The sequence below is a fragment of the Streptomyces sp. NBC_00464 genome (genome assembly GCF_036013915.1).
In the GTDB taxonomy this organism is placed as follows: Bacteria; Actinomycetota; Actinomycetes; order Streptomycetales; family Streptomycetaceae; genus Streptomyces.
This window is the reverse complement of record NZ_CP107899.1, coordinates 6,662,132-6,680,823: the sequence shown is the minus strand read 5'-3', so window position 1 is coordinate 6,680,823 and position 18,692 is coordinate 6,662,132. Positions and strand designations below refer to the sequence as shown.

At 70.8% G+C, this 18,692-nt stretch carries 13 protein-coding genes and 1 tRNA gene; 5 read left to right on the top strand and 9 right to left on the bottom strand.

Annotation, left to right across the window (positions count from 1 at the left end):
• Nucleotides 1-235: 235 nt before the first annotated feature.
• Together OG912_RS30050 and pgsA are read right to left on the bottom strand one after the other, a co-directional pair.
• Nucleotides 236-1,165 carry a phosphatidylinositol mannoside acyltransferase gene (locus OG912_RS30050; RefSeq protein ID WP_327712046.1) on the bottom strand — a complete coding sequence of 310 codons (930 nt, stop codon included), beginning with the start codon at nucleotides 1,163-1,165 and terminating at the stop codon, nucleotides 236-238.
• Nucleotides 1,162-1,842: a phosphatidylinositol phosphate synthase gene (gene pgsA, locus OG912_RS30045; protein WP_326735128.1), complete on the bottom strand. Its 681-nt coding sequence runs from the start codon at nucleotides 1,840-1,842 to the stop codon at nucleotides 1,162-1,164. The genes OG912_RS30050 and pgsA overlap by 4 nt, the downstream gene beginning before the upstream one ends.
• Nucleotides 1,843-2,349: 507 nt before the next feature.
• Here pgsA and OG912_RS30040 point away from each other — a divergent pair.
• Together OG912_RS30040 and OG912_RS30035 are read left to right on the top strand one after the other, a co-directional pair.
• Nucleotides 2,350-4,575 (top strand): elongation factor G-like protein EF-G2, encoded by a 2,226-nt coding sequence (locus OG912_RS30040; protein ID WP_327712045.1) that lies wholly within the window; start codon nucleotides 2,350-2,352, stop codon nucleotides 4,573-4,575.
• Between the two features lie 147 nt (nucleotides 4,576-4,722).
• Entirely contained in the window at nucleotides 4,723-6,393 is a 1,671-nt protein-coding gene (locus OG912_RS30035; protein WP_327712044.1) for a hypothetical protein, read from the top strand.
• A gap of 65 nt (nucleotides 6,394-6,458) precedes the next feature.
• On the opposite strand, the gene OG912_RS30030 is transcribed toward OG912_RS30035, so the two are convergent.
• Nucleotides 6,459-7,022 (bottom strand): HIT family protein, encoded by a 564-nt coding sequence (locus OG912_RS30030; RefSeq protein WP_326735131.1) that lies wholly within the window; start codon nucleotides 7,020-7,022, stop codon nucleotides 6,459-6,461.
• Nucleotides 7,023-7,088: 66 nt separating this feature from the next.
• Here OG912_RS30030 and OG912_RS30025 point away from each other — a divergent pair, with 66 nt between their 5' ends.
• The gene (locus OG912_RS30025; protein WP_327712043.1) at nucleotides 7,089-7,757 is read left to right on the top strand and encodes a potassium channel family protein; all 669 of its coding nucleotides are present in this window, start codon (nucleotides 7,089-7,091) and stop codon (nucleotides 7,755-7,757) included.
• Between the two features lie 36 nt (nucleotides 7,758-7,793).
• Here the strand turns inward: OG912_RS30025 and thrS are convergent, their stop codons facing one another.
• From thrS to OG912_RS30010, 3 genes are all read right to left on the bottom strand, one after another.
• Entirely contained in the window at nucleotides 7,794-9,770 is a 1,977-nt protein-coding gene (gene thrS / locus OG912_RS30020; protein ID WP_327712042.1) for a threonine--tRNA ligase, read from the bottom strand.
• Nucleotides 9,771-9,875: 105 nt separating this feature from the next.
• Nucleotides 9,876-11,138 (bottom strand): hypothetical protein, encoded by a 1,263-nt coding sequence (locus OG912_RS30015; RefSeq protein WP_327712041.1) that lies wholly within the window; start codon nucleotides 11,136-11,138, stop codon nucleotides 9,876-9,878.
• Nucleotides 11,138-11,704, bottom strand: coding sequence for a DUF4365 domain-containing protein (locus tag OG912_RS30010; protein WP_326735135.1), 567 nt, complete (start codon nucleotides 11,702-11,704; stop codon nucleotides 11,138-11,140). Before OG912_RS30010 ends, OG912_RS30015 begins: the two co-directional genes overlap by 1 nt.
• A 191-nt stretch (nucleotides 11,705-11,895) precedes the next feature.
• On the opposite strand from OG912_RS30010, the gene OG912_RS30005 reads away from it, so the two are divergent.
• Entirely contained in the window at nucleotides 11,896-12,621 is a 726-nt protein-coding gene (locus OG912_RS30005; RefSeq protein ID WP_326735136.1) for a 3'-5' exonuclease, read from the top strand.
• 75 nt (nucleotides 12,622-12,696) lie between these two features.
• On the opposite strand, the gene OG912_RS30000 is transcribed toward OG912_RS30005, so the two are convergent.
• Together OG912_RS30000 and OG912_RS29995 are read right to left on the bottom strand one after the other, a co-directional pair.
• Nucleotides 12,697-12,768: transfer RNA gene (locus OG912_RS30000), tRNA-Val, on the bottom strand.
• Nucleotides 12,769-12,807: 39 nt separating this feature from the next.
• Entirely contained in the window at nucleotides 12,808-13,254 is a 447-nt protein-coding gene (locus tag OG912_RS29995; protein ID WP_327712040.1) for an SRPBCC family protein, read from the bottom strand.
• An 83-nt stretch (nucleotides 13,255-13,337) separates the two neighbouring features.
• Between OG912_RS29995 and OG912_RS29990 the strand changes: the two genes are divergently transcribed.
• On the top strand, nucleotides 13,338-15,854 hold the full coding sequence (locus tag OG912_RS29990; protein WP_327712038.1) for an SCO7613 C-terminal domain-containing membrane protein: 2,517 nt from the start codon (nucleotides 13,338-13,340) through the stop codon (nucleotides 15,852-15,854).
• A gap of 36 nt (nucleotides 15,855-15,890) precedes the next feature.
• Here the strand turns inward: OG912_RS29990 and OG912_RS29985 are convergent, their stop codons facing one another.
• Nucleotides 15,891-18,635, bottom strand: coding sequence for an exo-rhamnogalacturonan lyase family protein (locus OG912_RS29985; protein ID WP_327712037.1), 2,745 nt, complete (start codon nucleotides 18,633-18,635; stop codon nucleotides 15,891-15,893).
• Nucleotides 18,636-18,692: the final 57 nt, after the last annotated feature.

Genomic DNA, 18,692 nt, shown 5'->3' with positions numbered 1-18,692 from the left:
CAACTCGGCAGATGCGCATCCCGGAACCCGCGAGCCCGGCATGACCCAGCCCAAAGGCCCCAGGGCGTGTTTTGAAAGTAGCGCCGTCCGCCCGAAGGGCGGGCCCGGCGGCGTCTGGTGCGTGCGATCGCAAGGCGCGGAAGTGGTCTCGTAGCGGAGCTACTAGGGCATTTCCGCAACGCCGCGAGCGTGCGTGCCAGACGCCGCCGGGCAGGCGGGACTTTCAAAACACGCCCTAGTCCCCGCGGGATTCGAGGTCGGCGAGCCAGAGCCGTTGCAGCATGTGCCAGTCCTCCGGGTGCTCGGCGATGCCCAGGGCGAACGCGTCGGCCAGGGCCTGTGTCATCAGGGACGTCTTCTCGGCACGGCTACCTGAGCCGGGCACCTCGACGGCCGGATGGATCCGCGCCTTCATCACCGGCGTGTCGTCGTAGGACAGGGTGACCGGCAGCAGCAGTGCACCGGTCTGCTGGGCCAGCAGGGCCGGCCCGGCGGGCATCCGGGCCGTGTCGCCGAAGAACGTCACCTCGACGCCGGAGGCCGACAGGTCGCGGTCGGCGACCAGGCAGACGAGTCCGCCCTCGCGCAGCCGGCGCGCCAGCGTCCCGAACGCGGTCCCGCCGTTGTGCGCGAGCACCTCCATGCCCAGGCCCTCGCGGTACGCCACGAACCGGTCGTAGAGCGACTCGGGCTTGAGCCGCTCGGCGACCGTGGTGAACGGAACCTTCAGGTCCGTGGTGACCCACGCCCCCGCCAGGTCCCAGTTCCCCAGGTGCGGCAGCGCGAGAACGACACCGCGCCCCGCGTCCAGTCCCTCGGTCAGCCGGTGCGCGTCCGTCACGTCGATGGACGCCTTGATCCGCTCCGGGGTCCATGTGGGCAGCCGGAACGACTCCATCCAGTAGCGCATGTACGAGCGCATCCCGGCCTTGGACAGCGCCGCGAGCCGGGCCGGACTCGCGTCCGGAACGACCCGCGCCAGATTCGACTCCAGCCGCAGCACGCTCTTGCCGCGCCGCTTCCACACCTGGTCGGCCAGGGTACGGAAGAGGGCCTGCGCGACCGGCTCGGGCAGCTTCTTGACCGCGGCCCAGCCGAGTCCGTACAGCCCGTCGCTCAGCCGCTCCTTCGGTCCGGGCTTCGCGTCCCCGGGTACGGCGCTCACTGCGCGGCCTCGCTCCCCCGGTCCGCCGCAGCCGATACCGCGGCAGCCGCGTCGGCCTCGGCGGACTCGCGGCGCACGGTCACGACCCGCTGCACCAGCGTCACCAGGCTGCCCACCGCGACGATCCACAGCGCGATCGGCAGCAGGATGTCGATCCCCGGCACACCGAACTTGTGCAGACCCGCCAGACCGGCGGCCACCAGCGAGATCACCAGGCGTTCGGCACGCTCCACGAGCCCGTTGACCGCCACCGGCAGACCGATCGACTCGCCACGCGCCTTGGTGTACGAGACCACCTGGCCGCTCGCCAGGCAGAAGATCGCGACCGCGCACAGGATGTTGTCGTCGCCGCTGCCCGCGTACCAGAGCGCGAAGCCCGCGAAGATCGCCCCGTCGGCCACCCGGTCGAGCGTCGAGTCCAGGAACGCGCCCCAGCGGCTGGAGATACCGGCCTGGCGTGCCATGTTGCCGTCGACGAGGTCGGAGAAGACGAAGATCGTGATGACGATCGTGCCCCAGAAGAACTCCCCCATCGGGAAGAAGACCAGCGCACCTGCCATCACCCCGGCCGTGCCGATCAGAGTGACCGCGTCGGGGCTCACGCCCAGACGGAGCAACAGCGCGGCGAACGGCGTGAGGACACGCGTAAAGAATGCACGCGCGTACTTGTTCAGCATGGCCTTCCCGAGGGCTCGGTGGGCCGCATGGCCCCATCGGCCACCGGCTGGAGGGTGCTGAAGGTCCTGGCCGGATCAGGGCGGCGTCCGGTGCGTGCGGCTGCAAGGCGCCGGAGCGTCCCCTGACTCCGCCATGGGAACGTTTCGGCAACGCCGCAGACGTGCGTTCCGGGCGCCGCGAGCCCGGCCGGGCCCTTCAGCACCCTCCTAGTGCCGCGACCGGCAATGTTCGCCCGACGGGGCAAAACTTGCCGGGAGGGGCACTGGCCCATCGTAGTCACGCCCGCCGCACTCCACCGTCCGGGCACCCTGGGGGATGTCGCCGGACCGGCGTCGGAGCCCGCCGCGGCGCACGGCGTATGGACGTGACCCGGCCCGAGTGGAAAGCTCGGAACTACCGCGGGCGTCGCCGTAGCCGCCGTGGCGGCTCCCCCGTGCCCGTGCAATCGCTCCCCATCCCGCGCCGGCGGGCCCCCGCCCGGCGCCACCACCCGGGAGGCACGCGCCATGGGCGACAAGACACACACGCACACCGGAGCCGCCGGAAGAGCAGCGACGGCCGACCACCCCTCCGCCATCCGGAACGTGGTCCTGGTCGGCCACAGCGGCTCCGGCAAGACCACCCTCGTCGAGGCCCTCGCACAGACCGCGGGCGCGGTCAACCGGGCGGGCCGGGTCGAGGACGGCACCACGGTCTCCGACCACGACGGGATCGAGCAGCGCCGACAGCGCTCCGTCTCGCTCTCCCTCGTCCCCGTCACATGGGACGGAGTCAAGATCAACCTGCTGGACAGCCCCGGCTACGCCGACTTCGTCGGGGAACTCAGGGCCGGTCTGCGCGCGGCGGACGCGGCCCTCTTCGTCGTCTCGGCCGCCCAGGAGGCCGACGCCGTCGCCGGCACCACCCGCGCCGTCTGGGAGGAGTGCGCGGCGGTCGGCATGCCGCGCGCCATCGTCGTCACCCACCTGGACACCGCCCGCACCTCCTTCGACGCGATGACCCGGATCTGCGGCGAGATCTTCGGCGGCGACGACCCCGACGCCGTGCTCCCCCTCTATCTGCCGGTGCACGGCCCCGAGACCCCGGACGGACACGCGCCGCTGACCGGCCTCACGGGGCTGCTCACCCAGCGGATCTTCGACTACTCCGGCGGGGAACGGCAGGAACACCCGCCTGCCGCGTCCCAGCAGACACTCCTGGCCGACGCCCGCAACCGGCTGATCGAGGGGATCATCGCCGAGAGCGAGGACGAGACCCTGATGGACCGCTACCTCGACGGCACACCCATCGACATCAGGACACTCGTCGACGACCTCGAACGCGCCGTCGCACGCGGCACCTTCCACCCCGTCCTCACCGCCGCACCCGCCGCCGACGGCGCCCGCCAGGGCATCGGCACCGTCGAACTCCTCGACCTGATCACGGGCGGCTTCCCCACCCCGCTCGAACGCCCCCTGCCCGCCGTCACCACCCTGCACGGCACCTCGCTCCCCGCCCTGGACTGCGACCCGCAGGGCGACCTGGCCGCCGAAGTCGTCAAGACGGCCTCCGACCCCTACGTCGGCCGGCTCTCGCTCGTCCGCGTCTTCTCCGGCACCCTGCGCCCCGACGACACGGTGCACATATCCGGCCATGGGCTCGACGACCCCGGCCACGAGGCCCGGCCCTTCCACGAGGCCGAGATCCGCGTCGGAGCCCTCTCCTCCCCCTTCGGCAAACAGCAGCGTCCCCTCACCGCCTGCATCGCCGGCGATCTCGCCTGCGTCGCCCGGCTGGACGCCGCCGAGACCGGCGACACCCTGTCCGGCCCGGACCATCCCCTGCTGATGGAACCGTGGACCATGCCCGACCCGCTGCTGCCGCTCGCCATCGAGGCACACGGCAAGGCCGACGAGGACAAGCTCTCCCAGGGCCTCGCACGCCTCGTCGCCGAGGACCCGACCATGCGCCTGGAACAGAACCAGGACACCCACCAGGTCGTCCTGTGGTGCCTCGGGGAAGCCCATCTGGACGTGGCGCTGGACCGGCTTCGCACCCGTTACGGCGTACAGGTCGACGCCGTCCCCCACCGCGTCGCGCTGCGCGAGACGTTCGGCGGGCCGTCCACTGGCCGTGGCCGCCACGTCAAACAGTCCGGCGGCCACGGCCAGTACGCCATCTGCGAGATCGACGTCGAACCGCTGCCGCCCGGCTCCGGCATCGAGTTCGTCGACAAGGTGGTCGGCGGATCGGTACCCCGCCAGTTCGTCCCGTCCGTCGAGAAGGGCATCCGCGCCCAGGCCGCCCGCGGCCTCACCGCCGGACATCCGCTGGTCGACGTGCGCGTGACCCTGCGGGACGGCAGGTCCCACTCCGTGGACTCCTCCGACGCCGCCTTCCAGACCGCGGGCGCCCTGGCCCTGCGCGAGGCCGCGGACGACACCCGCATCCAGCTCCTGGAACCCGTCGCCGAGGTCCGTGTACTGATCCCCGACGACTACGTCGGCCCGGTCATGAGCGATCTCTCCGGCCGCCGCGGCCGGGTGACCGGCACCGAGCAGTCCGGCACCGGACGCACCCTCGTACGGGCCGAGGTCCCGGAGCTGGAAATCGGCCGCTACGCCGTCGACCTGCGCTCGCTGTCCCATGGAACCGGCCGTTTCGACCGCACCTACGCCCGCCACGAAGCCATGCCCCGACAGCTCGCCGACCGCCTCCACGAACAACAGGAGAACGATAAGAAAGGTACATAACGACCCCGACCGTTCAACGTTGTCCACAGGGCCGGACGGCGTACCTATTCGGACGATACGCTGTGCTCCCAGCTCAGAAAGTGTGCCGGGCCCGGCAGTTGGGAAACAGCCGCAGGAGCGGTTCCTCGGCGGCGAGTGGGGGCGACAGTGGCCAGCAACGGATTCGATTTCTCTCCCGGAGCGCAGATTCCGCTCCAGGGGGCGGCAGGAGCGGCGGTGGCGACCAACGCCCTCGCCTCTGCCGCGTACCGCGACACCCCGGTGGAGGAAATCCTCAAAGCCAACAGCGAGTGGCACAAGTCCGAAGTGAAGGAAGGGCGTTCCAAGCTCTTCAAATCCGCCTACTTCAAACCCAACCTCGGCGAGGCCTTCTCCCGCGCCGTCCAGGAGCGCATGCTCGGCGGCGCACGGAAAGCCCTCATCCAGTCCTTCGGCAGCGACCCGCAGACCGTCGTCGAGCACTGCCTGTCCGCGACCCGCCTCCGCAAGGCCCGCGACACCAAACTCACCGTCGTGACAGCCCTGTTCGGCTTCGTCTTCCTGCCCGGAATGCTGCTGTGGGTGATCGCCTTCCGGCTGCGCGACGGCCTCGCCAACACCAAGGACAAGGCCCTCGCCGCCCTGGGCAGCGCCCTGCTGCCCATCATCGGCATCGCCGCCCTGTTCCTCCTGATCAAATCGCCCCTCACCGGACTCCTGGGGCTGTACCTGCGAGCGATGATCATCGCCCCGGTCATCGGCTGGCTGATCGCCAAACGGATAGCCGAGACCTCCGCCCAGGACATGCGCGCCCGCTGGGAGGGCCTGCTCTCCGGCGGCGGCGTCATTGCCAAGATCCCCGAAGCCGTACCGAAGAACCCCAACGAGACAGCCCGCGAGGCACTCCGCCAGGGGCTGGAGAAGCTCTCCGCCGAACAGCAGTCCAACTCCGTCTTCTACGCCGGCCCCAAGGGCATCCTCGGCATGGGCACCCGCTGGGGCAGCTGGCAGCTCGCCGAGGACCTCGTCTCCAAGGAGCCCGGCAAGGAGTTCCACCAGTTCCGCAGCTGGGACCTGATACGCGTCATGCACGACCAGCTCAAGATGCTGGAGCGCGGCCCGCTGAACACCGGCGGGTTCCCCACCCCCTCGGTCACCCACTGGATCGTCTCGCCCGTCGGGGAGAACGCCGACGCGGTCTCCCGCCCCGAGGGCGAGGACGTCGCCACCTTCCAGGTCAAGCCCCACGAAATACAGCGGATCTGCAACCACCAGCAGTTCGGCGGCGGCGACCGCCACTACCTGGGCGTCCAGTTCACCCTCTGGGACGGCCAGCTGGTCATCACCATGATGATCACCGTCACCGTGCTCTTCGAGACCCTGCGCATCGAAGTCACCGGACACGCCCTCGGCCCCGTCCACTCCCTGTTCACCAGCAAGCCCGCGGCCAAGAAGAAGACGGTCAACAAGACCGTCAAGTTCTGGGAGACCCGCGACATCACGCTGGCACTGGTCGAGTCCAAGGAAGTCGTCCGCCTCGCCCTGCGCGCCCCCTTCACCTGGTACCCGCCCCTCCTCGACTACCTCGGCGGCAAGATCGCCCTGCCCGAACCCTTCGGACTCCGGCACGCCTGGGCCGAGAAGCCGTGGCGCCACCGCTTCATGGCCGACGACGCGATGCGCGCCGCCACACCCGTACTGCGCGTCGTGCACAGCGCCGCCATCAAGGTCCTGAACGAGAACGGCGTCGACACCGAACGCTTCGACAACCGCTCCTCGATACTGAGCGGACTCGTCCAGGACCCCACCCCACGCAAGGCCGACCTCTACGACGCCTAGGACGAACGGCAAAGGGCGCCCCGGAAAACCGGGGCGCCCCGCACGACGAAAGAGAAAAGACGGAATCAGCCGCTGCGCGGCCAGGCGTCGGCCAGCATCCTGCGCGTGTCGCCCAGCAGCTGCGGCAGCACCTTGGTGTGACCCACCACCGGCATGAAGTTGGTGTCACCACCCCAACGGGGCACCAGATGCTGATGCAGATGCGCGGCAATACCCGCACCCGCCACAGCACCCTGATTCATCCCGATATTGAAACCGTGCGCCCCCGAGGCCGCACGCAGCGCCGTCATCGCACGCTTGGTGAAGTCGGCGAGCTCCAGCGTCTCCGGACCGTCCAGCTCCGTGTAGTCCGCGACATGCCGGTACGGCACCACCATCAGGTGCCCACCGTTGTACGGATACAGATTCAGCACGGCATAGACCTTCTCGCCGCGCGCGACGACGAGCCCGTCCTCATCCGACTTCGAAGGGATCTCACAGAACGGACAGCCGTCGCCGGCCTCCGGGCCGGTCGGCTTGTTCTCGCCCTGGATGTACGCCATCCGGTGGGGCGTCCACAGGCGCTGGAACGCATCGGGCGTTCCCACTCCGATCTGCTGCTCCGGCTCACTCGTCATGCCGATCAGCATATTGCGTACCCCGTGCAAAGCGTGTCGCCGGGGCCGATCCCGTCCACTCGCCGCGATGCTGGGCCGATGAGCGACCGCACCCCGGCCCGGCCCTCACCCGCCCTCACCCTCTGGGAGCAGCGCACCGAGGTACCGCTCTTCGCCGCCTCACTGCTGTTCATGCTCGGCTACGCGGTCCGCGTCCTCGCCCCGGACGACGCCGAACCCTGGCACGACCTCGCCCTCGCCCTGGTCGCCGCCACCTGGCTGCTCTTCGTCGTCGACTACGCCGTACGGATCCGGCTCAGCGGCCTGGGCCACCGCTTCTTCCGGGTGCGCTGGCTCGACACGATCGTGCTCCTGCTGCCGCTGCTGCGCCCGCTGCGCCTGGTCAAGGTCTACACGGCCATCCAGAAGCGCCACGATGAGCCGCGGCTGAGCCTGTACGCGCGGGTGATGTCGTACGCGGGCCTGACGGCCCTGCTGCTCGGCTTCTCCGCGTCCCTCGCGGTCTACCACCAGGAGCACGACGCACCCGGCGCCTCGATCCGGACCTTCGGCGACTCGGTCTGGTGGGCCTGCGCGACGCTCACGACGGTGGGGTACGGGGATGCCGTGCCGGTGACGCCGTGGGGCCGGGTCGTCGCGGCGTTCCTGATGGCCTGCGGGCTGGCGCTGCTGGGGGCGGTGACGGGTTCGTTCTCGTCGTGGCTCGTCCAGGTGTTCCGGCGGGAGGACGAGAAGGGCCCCCGGTGAGCGGGTAGCTCGCCGGGGGCCCCTGCCGGGCACGGATCAGACCTGGACGCGCTCCTCGACGGCCTTGGCGATCTTGGCGATGGCGTCCTCGACCGGAATGCCGTTCTCCTGCGAACCGTCGCGGTAGCGGAAGGAGACGGCCCCGTTGGCCATGTCCTCGTCACCAGCGATGATCATGAAGGGAACCTTGGCCTTCTGCTGGTTGCGGATCTTCTTCTGCATCCGGTCCGACGACGCGTCCACGTCGACCCGCAGCCCCTGCTTACGGGCCTTGGCCGCGAACTCCTGGAGGTACGGAATGTGCGCGTCGCCGATCGGGATGCCGACCGCCTGGACGGGCGCCAGCCACACCGGGAACGCACCCGCGTAGTGCTCCAGGAGCACGGCGAAGAAGCGCTCGATGGAGCCGAACAGGGCGCGGTGGATCATGACCGGGCGCTGCTTGGTGCCGTCGGGGCCGGTGTACTCCAGGTCGAAGCGCTCCGGCAGGTTGAAGTCGAGCTGCACGGTCGACATCTGCCAGGTCCGGCCGATGGCGTCCTTGCACTGCACCGAGATCTTCGGGCCGTAGAACGCGGCGCCGCCCGGGTCCGGGACCAGCGGCAGGCCCTGCTTCTCGGCGACCTGCTGCAGCGTTGCCGTGGCCTCTTCCCAGGCCTCGTCCGACCCGACGAACTTCTCCGGGTCCTTGGTGGACAGCTCCAGGTAGAAGTCGGTCAGACCGTAGTCGCGGAGCAGGTTCAGGACGAAGGTGAGCGTCCGGTCCAGCTCCTCCGCCATCTGCTCCTTGGTGCAGTAGATGTGCGCGTCGTCCTGCGTGAAGCCGCGCGAGCGGGTCAGCCCGTGCACGACGCCCGACTTCTCGTACCGGTACACCGTCCCGAACTCAAAGAGGCGCAGGGGCAGTTCGCGGTACGAACGGCCGCGGGCGTCGAAGATCAGGTTGTGCATCGGGCAGTTCATCGGCTTGAGGTAGTAGTCCACCCCGTCGTCGAGCTGCATGGGCGGGTACATGCCGTCGGCGTACCAGTCCAGGTGGCCGGACTTCTCGAAGAGCTTGCCCTTGGTGGCGTGCGGCGAGTAGACGAACTCGTAGCCCTCCTCCTCGTGGCGGCGGCGCGAGTAGTCCTCCATGGCCCGGCGGATGACGCCGCCCTTGGGGTGGAAGACGGCGAGGCCAGGACCGATCTCGTCGGGGAAGGAGAAGAGGTCCAGCTCGTTGCCGAGCTTGCGGTGGTCGCGCTTGGCGGCCTCCTCCAGGAACTCCAGGTGCGCCTTCAGCTCGTCCTTGGTCGGCCAGGCGGTCCCGTAGATGCGCTGGAGCATGGGATTGCGCTCACTGCCCCGCCAGTAGGCAGCCGCGTTCCGCATCAGCTTGAACGCCGGAATGAACCGGGTGGTCGGCAGGTGCGGGCCCCGGCAGAGGTCCTTCCAGCACAGCTCGCCGGTCTTCGGGTCGAGGTTGTCGTAGATGGTCAGCTCGCCGCCGCCCACCTCGACATCCGCGCCGTCGTCGGAGGAGGCGGAACCCTTGATGCCGATGAGCTCCAGCTTGTACGGCTCGTCGGCGAGCTCCTCGCGGGCCGCCTCGTCCGTCACGACCCGGCGGGAGAACTTCTGGCCCCGCTTCTGGATCTCCTGCATCTTCTTCTCGATGGCCTTGAGGTCCTCGGGCGTGAACGGCTTCTCGACGTCGAAGTCGTAGTAGAAGCCGTCCTTGACCGGCGGGCCGATGCCCAGCTTGGCCTCGGGGTGGAGCTCCTGCACAGCCTGGGCCATGACATGTGCGGTGGAGTGCCGCAGGATGTTGAGGCCGTCCTCGGAGGAGATCAGGACGGGCTCGACGGTCTCGCCGTCGGCGAGGACGTACGCGAGGTCCTTCAGTTCACCGGCGATGCGGGCGGCGACGACGGTGCGCTCGCCGGGGAAGAGCTCGGCTGCCGTAGTGCCCGTCGTCACCACGCGCTCTTCCCGCTCGGAATCGCGTTGGATGGTCACACGGACGTCTGACACCGGTCTCTCCTGACTGAGGGGGCGCACCCGCATTCCCATGGCGGACGCAAGGGGAATCGTACCGAGCCCACGGCCCCCATAGCGAAATGGGCCGCCGCCGCCCCGCTACTCCCCCGTGCACGCCTCCTCGAAATAGTCGACGTTCTCCTGGAGCGACTTCATCAGCCGGTCCCGTTCCTCCTCGTCGACCTGCACCGGAACCACCTGCGAGGCCCTGGTCAGCCGCCGGAAGCCGCCCCGGCTCTCCAGCCTGCCCTCCACCCGCACCGGCAGCCCCACCAGGTGCGCCTGCCCCGCGATCCGGTACGCCTCCTCGTCGAGCTCCAGCCGTACGTGCGGCACCTCCGCGCCTGCCAGGACCCGCAGCCGTACGATTCCGGCCCCGCGCGGACCCGAGCGGCGCAGGCGGACGACGGCGCCGGTGATCCGTACCGTCACCGCGGGCTCGTCCCGGAGGTAGCGGGCGCCCGCCCGGCGAAGGGCCGGCAGGTCGCCCGGGGAGAACTCGACCGGTTCGGGGCGTGCCGGGCAGCCGTCGGGGGCTCCGGCCGCGGGCGCCCAGTCCAGTGCGATCCCGGCCCCCTCCGATCCCCGGACGAGCGCGATGACCGCCTCGGTCAGTTCGCGGCTGACGCCCGCCTCGACGGCGGTGTCGAAGGCCTCCATGCCGCCGGTGGCCCGTTGGTAGTCGACGGCCTCCCGGGCGGCGTGCAGGGCGTGGTAGAGCCGGACGGCGAGGGGGCGGTCCGCCTCGACGGGGACGAACGCCGTGAGGTCGCGGCCGCCCGGTGCGGGGCCGATCAGGACGGAGCCGAGCGTCGCCAGGGCGCGGCGGCGGTGGCGGGCGCCGTGGTAGCCGGCCCGGCCGCGGACGGCGAGCGCGCCGGCCAGCAGGATCTGCCGGGCCGCACCGTGCAGCTGCTCCGCCCCGGTCCAGCTGGCCGCCCCGACGGCTCCGGCGGCCGGTTCGGGCACGTCGCGCCACCAGCGGATCTCGTCGCTGGGGACGGTGAGCGAGACCAGGACCTCGCGGGCGGAGGGGGCGGCGCTGCGGGCCAGGGCGGTCAGGGCCTCGCCCAGCAGGTCCTCGCTGTCGGGGAACGCGGTGGTGTCGGGCACGAGCAGGCTGGTGGAGCCGCCGGGCGGGCCGGGCGGGGTCCAGCGGCTGTAGCGCCCGGCCGCACCGCCGCGCCGCTGCCAGCCGTGCCGGGCGAGCAGGACGCCGAGGACCGCGGGGTCGACGCGGGCAGGGGCGGGAAGGCCGCCGTCCGGTGAGCCGGTGGGCCAGGGCCCTGCGGGCTCACCGGGGTGGGGTCGGACGGCTGACGGGAACACTTCGTTGACGGGCTCGTCCATCGGCAGGTGCATCAGGGTCTCCCTCCCGCCCCGACACGGGTCATGATCTCGCAGAGCGCTCGGTCGTCGAAGATGCGCGAGGTCGGGATCCGCACGGTGGTCCGGTGCCGGCCGGTCACGGCGTGACCGGCCAGGTTGGTCCAGTAACAGCAGTGCCGCAGGTCGAGGCGGTCGTGTCCGGCCCGCAGCCAGTCGTCCTGGCTGCGGGGCACGAGCATCACGACGAGGATCTTGTGCACGGACACGGGGGTGCGTGCGAGCTTCACGAGGTGGGCGTTGTCGAGCGTGAAGGCGAACGTCGGGCCGGGCGGGCGGGCCGGTATCTGGTAGGTGCACTTCAGCTGGACCTTGATGGTCACCTCGTCGTCGACGACATGACCGGGGGCTCCGTGGCTGACGTGCCAGTCGATGCCGTTGTCGGGGAAGGGCTGCGACAGAGAGCACCCCGCCGCGGCCGCGACCGCGTGCAAGTACCCCACCTGGAGGGTCTCCATGCAGGCGGTGGTGGCGAGTGCGCCGCGCAGCGGTGCGGACCGCTGGGGCAGCAGTCCACTCGGTTCGGGCTGCGCGAGCGCCATGGCTCCGTAGGCCTTCCGGGCTGTGCCGATGGGTGAGTTGGACGCGGCGGCGTTTCAACCTCCAGCCCCGTCAACTGTGTTGTCACCGCACAGGACGGGCCTCAAACGGCGTATCAGGCAAAGGGTGCGGGTATCACCGAACCGGGCAGAGGAATCTCACCATCTGCCGCTCGGGCGCGAGGAGTTCGGGGATGACTCATTGGTACGAGGGGCCACTGGCCGCTTTCGACACCGAGACGACGGGAGTGGACGTCGAGCAGGACCGGATCGTTTCGGCCGCGCTCGTCGTCCAGGACAGCGCCGGCGGGCGGCCGCGTGTCACCCGCTGGCTGGTGAATCCGGGAATTCCGGTGCCCGTGGGGGCGACGGAGATCCACGGCCTGACCGACGACCACCTGCAGCGCAACGGGCGGTGGCCCGCGCCGGTGGTCGAGGAGATAGCCAGGGCGCTGGCCGAGCAGAGCGCGGCGGGCCGGCCGCTGGTGGTGATGAACGCGCCGTTCGATCTGACGCTGCTGGACCGGGAGCTGCGGCGGCACCGGGCGTCGTCGCTCGCCGGCTACCTGGAGAACACCTCGCTGTGTGTGCTGGATCCGCGGGTGCTCGACAAGCATCTGGACCGCTACCGCAAGGGCCGGCGCACGCTCACGGATCTCTGCGAGCTGTACGGGGTGGTGCTGGACGGCGCCCACGACGCGGCGGCCGATGCGGCGGCGTCGCTGGAGCTGGTCCGTGCGGTGGGGCGACGGTTCGCGACCCGTCTGGAGCGGCTGTCACCGGCGGAGCTGCACACGCTCCAGGCGGTGTGGCATGCCGCCCAGGCACGTGGCCTGCAGGCCTGGTTCGCCAAGAGCGGGACGCCGGAGACGGTGGACCCGGCCTGGCCGCTGCGCCCGGAGTTCCGTGCCGCGGCGTGAGCGGATGCGGTTCCGGCACCCGGACACGCAGAGGCCGGTCCGTCGGTGTTGCTGACGGACCGGCCTCTCCCGGGGTGGGCGATACTGGGTTCGAACCAGTGACCTCTTCGGTGTGAACGAAGCGCTCTCCCACTGAGCTAATCGCCCGGGAACGGGTTGAACCATACAGGGCTCGGCGGGTGTGGTTCAAACCGCTTCCAGCCGGGCCGCGAGACCGCGTCGTCCGGCCCGCATCATCAGGGCGTGATTGGCCCGGAACACGGGCCGTCCCGGCACCGCGAGGACCCGCATCAGCGCACGGCGCACCACGACCTCCTGTTCGTACGTGGCACGGCTCCCGGCACCGCGCGGCACGACGGTCCAGCGCGCCCAGCCTTCGAGGTCGCCGGTGAGCGTCACTTCGAGGATGCCGCCGGGCAGGTCCCGGCGGCGTGCGCACATGGTCATGACGAGGTCGTACGGGAGGAGGGAGCGGATCCGGGCGGTGCCGGAGGTGTCGTCGACGGGGGTGACCTCGCGGACCTGGGGCCACCATTGCGGGTAGTGCTCGACGCGTTCGAGGTGTGCGTAGACGGTGCCGGGCGGAGCAGGAAGGTCCCAGACACTGACGAATCGGTAGTGACTCCAGTCCATGTCTCCAGGATGCGCGTACTCAGCCGGGGATCTGAGTACGCGTGCGCATACCCGGTCGCGTGGCCGGGACCACACTCGCCTGCATGGAACATGTGCCGCCACCCGCCGAGGAACTGGTCATCCTCGACCGTGAGCTCGCCCGGCTCGATCTCCGCCGGTCCCAGCTGCTGACCCGTCGTACCTGGCTGCTGAACGTGCTGCAGGCGCCCGGTCCCCGGCCGGCCACGCCGCACGCGCCGCAGTTCCCGCAGCTTCCGGCCCGTGCCGGGGCTCCGGCTCCATTCGCGCCGCCGTTCGCGCCGCCCGCTCCCCCGGTCCGTACCGGTAGCGCGCAGAATGTGCTGCTCGTCCTCGGCGGGCTGCTGCTGACGATCGCCGCGATCGCGTTCACCCTGGTCAGCTGGGGTCAGATGGGGATCGGCGGCCGTTCTGCGGTCCTGACCGCTGTCACGGTCGCGGCTCTGGCCGCGCCCGCGATGCTCCTTCGGCGGGGCCTGTCCTCGACGGCGGAGGCGCTCGGGGCGCTGGCGTCCGTGCTGATGGTGCTGGACGCCTTCGCCCTCTACCTGGTCGCGGTTCCGGAAGCCGGCGTGCTCGGTTACGCGGCGGCCGCCTCGGCCGTGCTGGCGGGGCTCTGGGCCCTCTACGGTCTGCTGCTGGACCGGCTGCGGCTGCCGCTCCCGCTGGCAGTGCTCAGCGCGCAGCTGCCGCTGGTGCTGTGGGCGTGGGCCGGGGAGGCGGATGCCCTGGTGTTCGCCGTCGCGCTGCTGGCGACGGCCGCACTGGACTGCGTGATCGCCGTGTGGTTCAAGGGAGTTGCGGTCCGGGTCACGGCCTGTGCCGGTCTCTGGGCCACGGGCGGTTCCGGGCTGCTGGTGGCTCTGGTGAAGTCGGTGTCGGCCGAGGGGCCGGCAGGTGCGGTGGTGCCGGGGGCGCTGCTCCTCGCAGGTGCGGTGATCGCTCTCGCGGGTGCCCGGCGGGCGCCGGTGGCTCTCGCGGGGGCGGGTGGAGCTGTGGCCGGGCTGGCCGCCGTCGCGGCGGTGGGCGGGGTGCCGGCCGCCGGTGTGTCAGGTGGCTGGGCGGTTCCGGTGTATCTGGTGTGCGGTGGGCTGCTGCTGCTGGGCGTACGGGCTCCGCTGGGGCGTCCGGCCGTGCGGGGGCTGGTGTGGGCGGCGGGTTCGGTGACGGTCGCGTCGGTGCTGTTCTCCGCCGCCCCGGTCGCGGTGGTGCTGGTGGGTCCGGTGGCTCAGCTGGGCCGGCTGTGGTCGGGGATGCCGGGCACTGGGGTCCGGGGTGCGTTGGGGGCCACGGACCTGCCGTGGCAGGAGATGGCGGCGGCTCCGGTGGTGCTGCTGATGGTGGCCGCCGCGCTCGGGGCTGCGTACCGGTCGTGGGAGGGCGTGGTGCGGTGGGCAGGGCCGGCGCTGTCCCCCGGGCCCGTGTGGCGGACGGCCTTGGCGGCGTCGGCGGTGGTGGTCGGCTGGGCGGGCCTCACGGTGCTGCCGCCCGCGCTGGACGTCTCGTACACGGCGGCTGTCGCGCTGCAGTGGATGCTCGTCGCGGCGGTGGTGGCCCTCGCGTCGGGCGCGTCGCGCCGCGGGATGACGGGTGTGGCGGTGAGCGCGTGGGTGTGTGCGTCGGCGGGTGCGGTGGACGTGGCGTTGCTGTCACTGGGTTCGGAGCCTGCCACCTACGCGGTGTTCGGGGCGCTGTTGCTGTTGTTCGCCGGAGCTGCGACGGCGTTGGACGCGCCGGGGGAACCGTCGCGTTCCGCGGTGTTCGTGTCCGTGCAGGCGGTGCTGGCGTGTGCGGCGGTGGTCTGTGCCGCGGTGCTCGCTGTCGCGTTCGGTGCGTCGATGGGGCTCGAAGCGTACGAGACGGCGCCGGTGCTGCTCGTCGTCCCGGCGGTGACGGCGGGGCTGGGTGCACGGCTGAAGGGGCACCCGGTGGCGCTGCCGCTCGAACTGACCGGCGCGGCGGTGGGCCTCGCCGCGGTCGTGGCGGCTCTGGACGACCCGCCGTTCCTGGCTCTGGTGCTGGCCCTCGGCGGAGTGCTGGCGGCGGGTACGGCGCTGCGCCCGGAGCGGCGGAAGGTGGCCGGGTACCTGGCGACGGTGCTGTTCGTCCTGGCGTCCTGGGTGCGGCTGTCGGCCTCCGGGGTGTCGTCCCCGGAGGCGTACACGCTGCCGGTGACCGTGCCGGCGCTCGTGATCGGCGTGCTGCGCCGTCGTCGCGATCCCGCGGCGTCCTCGTGGACTGCGTACGGGGCGGGCCTGGCGGTGACTCTGGTGCCGGCGCTCTTCGCCGCCTGGGGCGATCCGCACTGGCTGCGGCCGTTGCTGCTGGGGGTGGCGGCGCTGGTGATCACACTGCTGGGGGCGCGGCTGCGGCTCCAGGCCCTGTTGGTGCTGGGCGGTGCGGTGCTGGCGCTGGACGCGTTGCACGAGCTGGCGCCGTATGTGGTGCAGGTGGTGGGTGCGATGCCGCGCTGGGTGGCGCCGGCGCTGGCCGGGGTGCTGCTGCTGGCGGTGGGGGCGACGTACGAGAAGCGGCTGCGGGATGCCCGGCGGCTGCGGGACGCCCTGGGCCGGATGCGGTGATCTGCCGCATGCCGGCCCGGGGCGCCCTCATGGGCCTCAGGCCGGCATGTGGTCCGCGACGAGGGCGAGGTTCTCGATGGCGGCGAGTCCGTACAGCGCGGTGTCGTTGGTGTAGACCCAGTTGGCCTCGCTGCCCGGGACGGTGGTGACCGGGCCACTCACCTTCTCGGTCTTCCAGGGGGCGGATTCCTTGTAGCCGTCGCTGTTGTAGAACTTCTCCCAGGCACGGGCGGCGAGCTTCTCGTCGCCCGTCTGCACGGCGGCGTAGGCGTCCATCCTGGAGTGGCCCTGGAAGAGGAGCAGGGTGCCGAAGTTGGAACCGTAGCGGGCGGTCTGTTCGGCCTTGGTGGCGTTGAAGTAGCGGCAGTAGTCGAGGTACGCCTCCTTGAACTTCGGCATGTCGATCAGGCCGATGAGTTCGGCGCACAGTTCGTTGAGGCCGAAGACGCCGGACAGGTGGGAGACGCTGACGACGGGTTCGGTGGCGACGGCGAACTTGCCGGTGTCCAGGTCGTAGAGGCCGCTGCCCTGGACGAATCCATTGGGCTGGGCGGCGATCGTCTCCATGGTGCCGAGCACGCGGGCCTTGGCCTTCTCGGCCTGCGGTCCGCCGCGTTCCCATTCGGTGAGCCAGGCGGAGACGAGTCCGCTCCAGTCGGTGCCGAAGCCGACGGACAGGGCGTGGCGGTCCGGGGTGTAGGGCTCGGTGCGGATCTTGCGGAGGGGGTCGAGGCCGAGGAAGGTCTCGTCGGAGTCGACGTTGGCGCGCATCAGGTCGCCGACGCGTTCGTCCGCGGTGAGGAAGTAGTAGAAGCGCCGGTAGGTGGTGTTGGCGATGCGCTGCTGCTTGGCGCTGTCGGCGTAGTGCTGGACGCCGTGGCGGGTGCCGAGGCCGGCCCAGTCGCCGAGGTGGTAGACGTCGACCTCGCCGGTGTGGCGGGTCATGGCCTCGGCGAAGCGGAAGATGTCGGCGCGTCCGGAGCGCAGGTAGGCGTACCAGAGCCAGAGGTCGGGCGAGAGTTCGGAGTTGTCCCAGGCGTAGCCGCCGACGTCGTAGCGCCACTGGTGCCGGGCGGGGTCGTACGAGTGCATGATGTCGCCGTAGTCCCAGAAGCCGTACCAGCGGCGCATCTCGACCTGGTCCTTGTAGTACGTGAAAAGGAAGTCCAGGTGGTCCTCGATCTTCGCCTTGGCGGGCGTGGAGCGGTCGACCGGGGAGAAGAGTCCGCCGAAGACGCCGGCCCCGATGAGCTGGGACGGCGGGGCGACGAGCTGCGGGAGGGTACGGACGGTGCGGGTCTGCTGGGCGAGGGCCTCGGCGCTGGGGGTGGAGTCGTTGGCCCAGAAGACGAGTTCGCTGGTGCGGGCGATGCCGTACGGGGTGCCGAAGCCGGGCTCGTAGTCCTCGTAGGTGATGTTGAGGCCTTCGAGCTGTTCGGCGAAGGTGTCCTGGCCGAGGCCGTCGTGGTAGAAGCGCAGGTCCATCGGTTCGGCCTCGGGAGACCAGAGCCAGAGGGTGACCTCGGCGGCGTCGGTGTCGGCGCCGCGGATGTCGAGCTGGGCGGGGAACTTCTCCCAGAAGTCGCGCAGCCCGAAGGAGAGTCCGCCGCTTGCGCCGCCCACGTAACCGAATCCGGAGGCGCGCCGTCCGCCGCCGGCGGCGATCCAGCCGTGGCCCTTCTTGGTGCGCTTGCGCAGCGAGAAGCCGTCGGCGGAGAGCTGGCTGAGGGTGTAGTCGCCCCAGGTGGGGATGAGCGGGAGGCGGGTGGTGACGCGCTGGTCCCAGGTGGCCGGGTCGGGCAGCTTCGTGCCCTCGAACTGGGCGGCCTGGACTGCCGCTCCCGGGTCGCGGCGCAGTCCGGTGATGCCCTTGACGGCTTCGCGGAGCATGCCCGTCTCGTCGCCGCCGATGCGGACGTGGCGGTCGTAGGTCTCGTCGCGCATGGGGACGGTGAAGCGGACGCCGAGGCCGCGGATGAAGTCGCCGCTCGCCTTGCCGGGTTCCTGGGTGCCGTCGAAGGTGATGGTGTGCATCATGCGGAACGATTCGGCGCCCGCGTAGAAGTAGAGACGGACGGAGAACGGGAGCCAGGAGCGGTTGCCGTGCCGGTGCTTGCCGTCGATGCGGACGACGGCGCGGACGGGCCCGCTCTGTTCCACCTCGGTCTTGCTGATGGCGCTCTCGAAGCGTTCGTACTTCTCCTGCCCCTGGTCGCCGTCCTCGATCTCGCCCTGTCGGATGAGGACGAGGCGGCCGTCCTTGGCGATCTCGGTCGAGCCTCGGGTGAGGGAGGTGACGAGCGAGGAGCCGGTCTTGCCGATCTTCGCGGTGATGACTCCGGTGGAGACGGTGATCGAGCCGCCGCTGTTCTTGACGCTGACCTTGTGGGTGGCGGTGGCGGGTTCGCCGGTGGTGAGGGTGAACTTCTTGGCGCCCGCGGCCTCGGGGCCGACCGCGTGGGCGGTCCACTTCAGGGAGCCGTCGGGCCATTTGGCGGTGGCCCAGGTCTGGACGGGAATGTCCTTGCCGTCGGCGGTGGCCAGGGCGAACTTCTGGTCGGCGGGGAAGCGGCCCTTGGCCCAGGGGACACCGAAGGTGGAGCCGGGGGCGGCGCCGAGGCCGTCCTCCTCCAGCCAGCCGATCTCGACTGGGCCTTCGGTGGCCTTCCCGGTGGCGGCGTTGGCCTGCTGGGCGGTGTCGTTGAGCACCCAGGAGAAGGAGGTGGCCGCGCCGGCGACGGCGGCTGCCTTGAGGACGGTACGGCGGGGGATCGGGGACATCACGACTCCAATTCGTGGCGAGAACTCGTGGCGAAAATGGGCATGACTGATCGCACG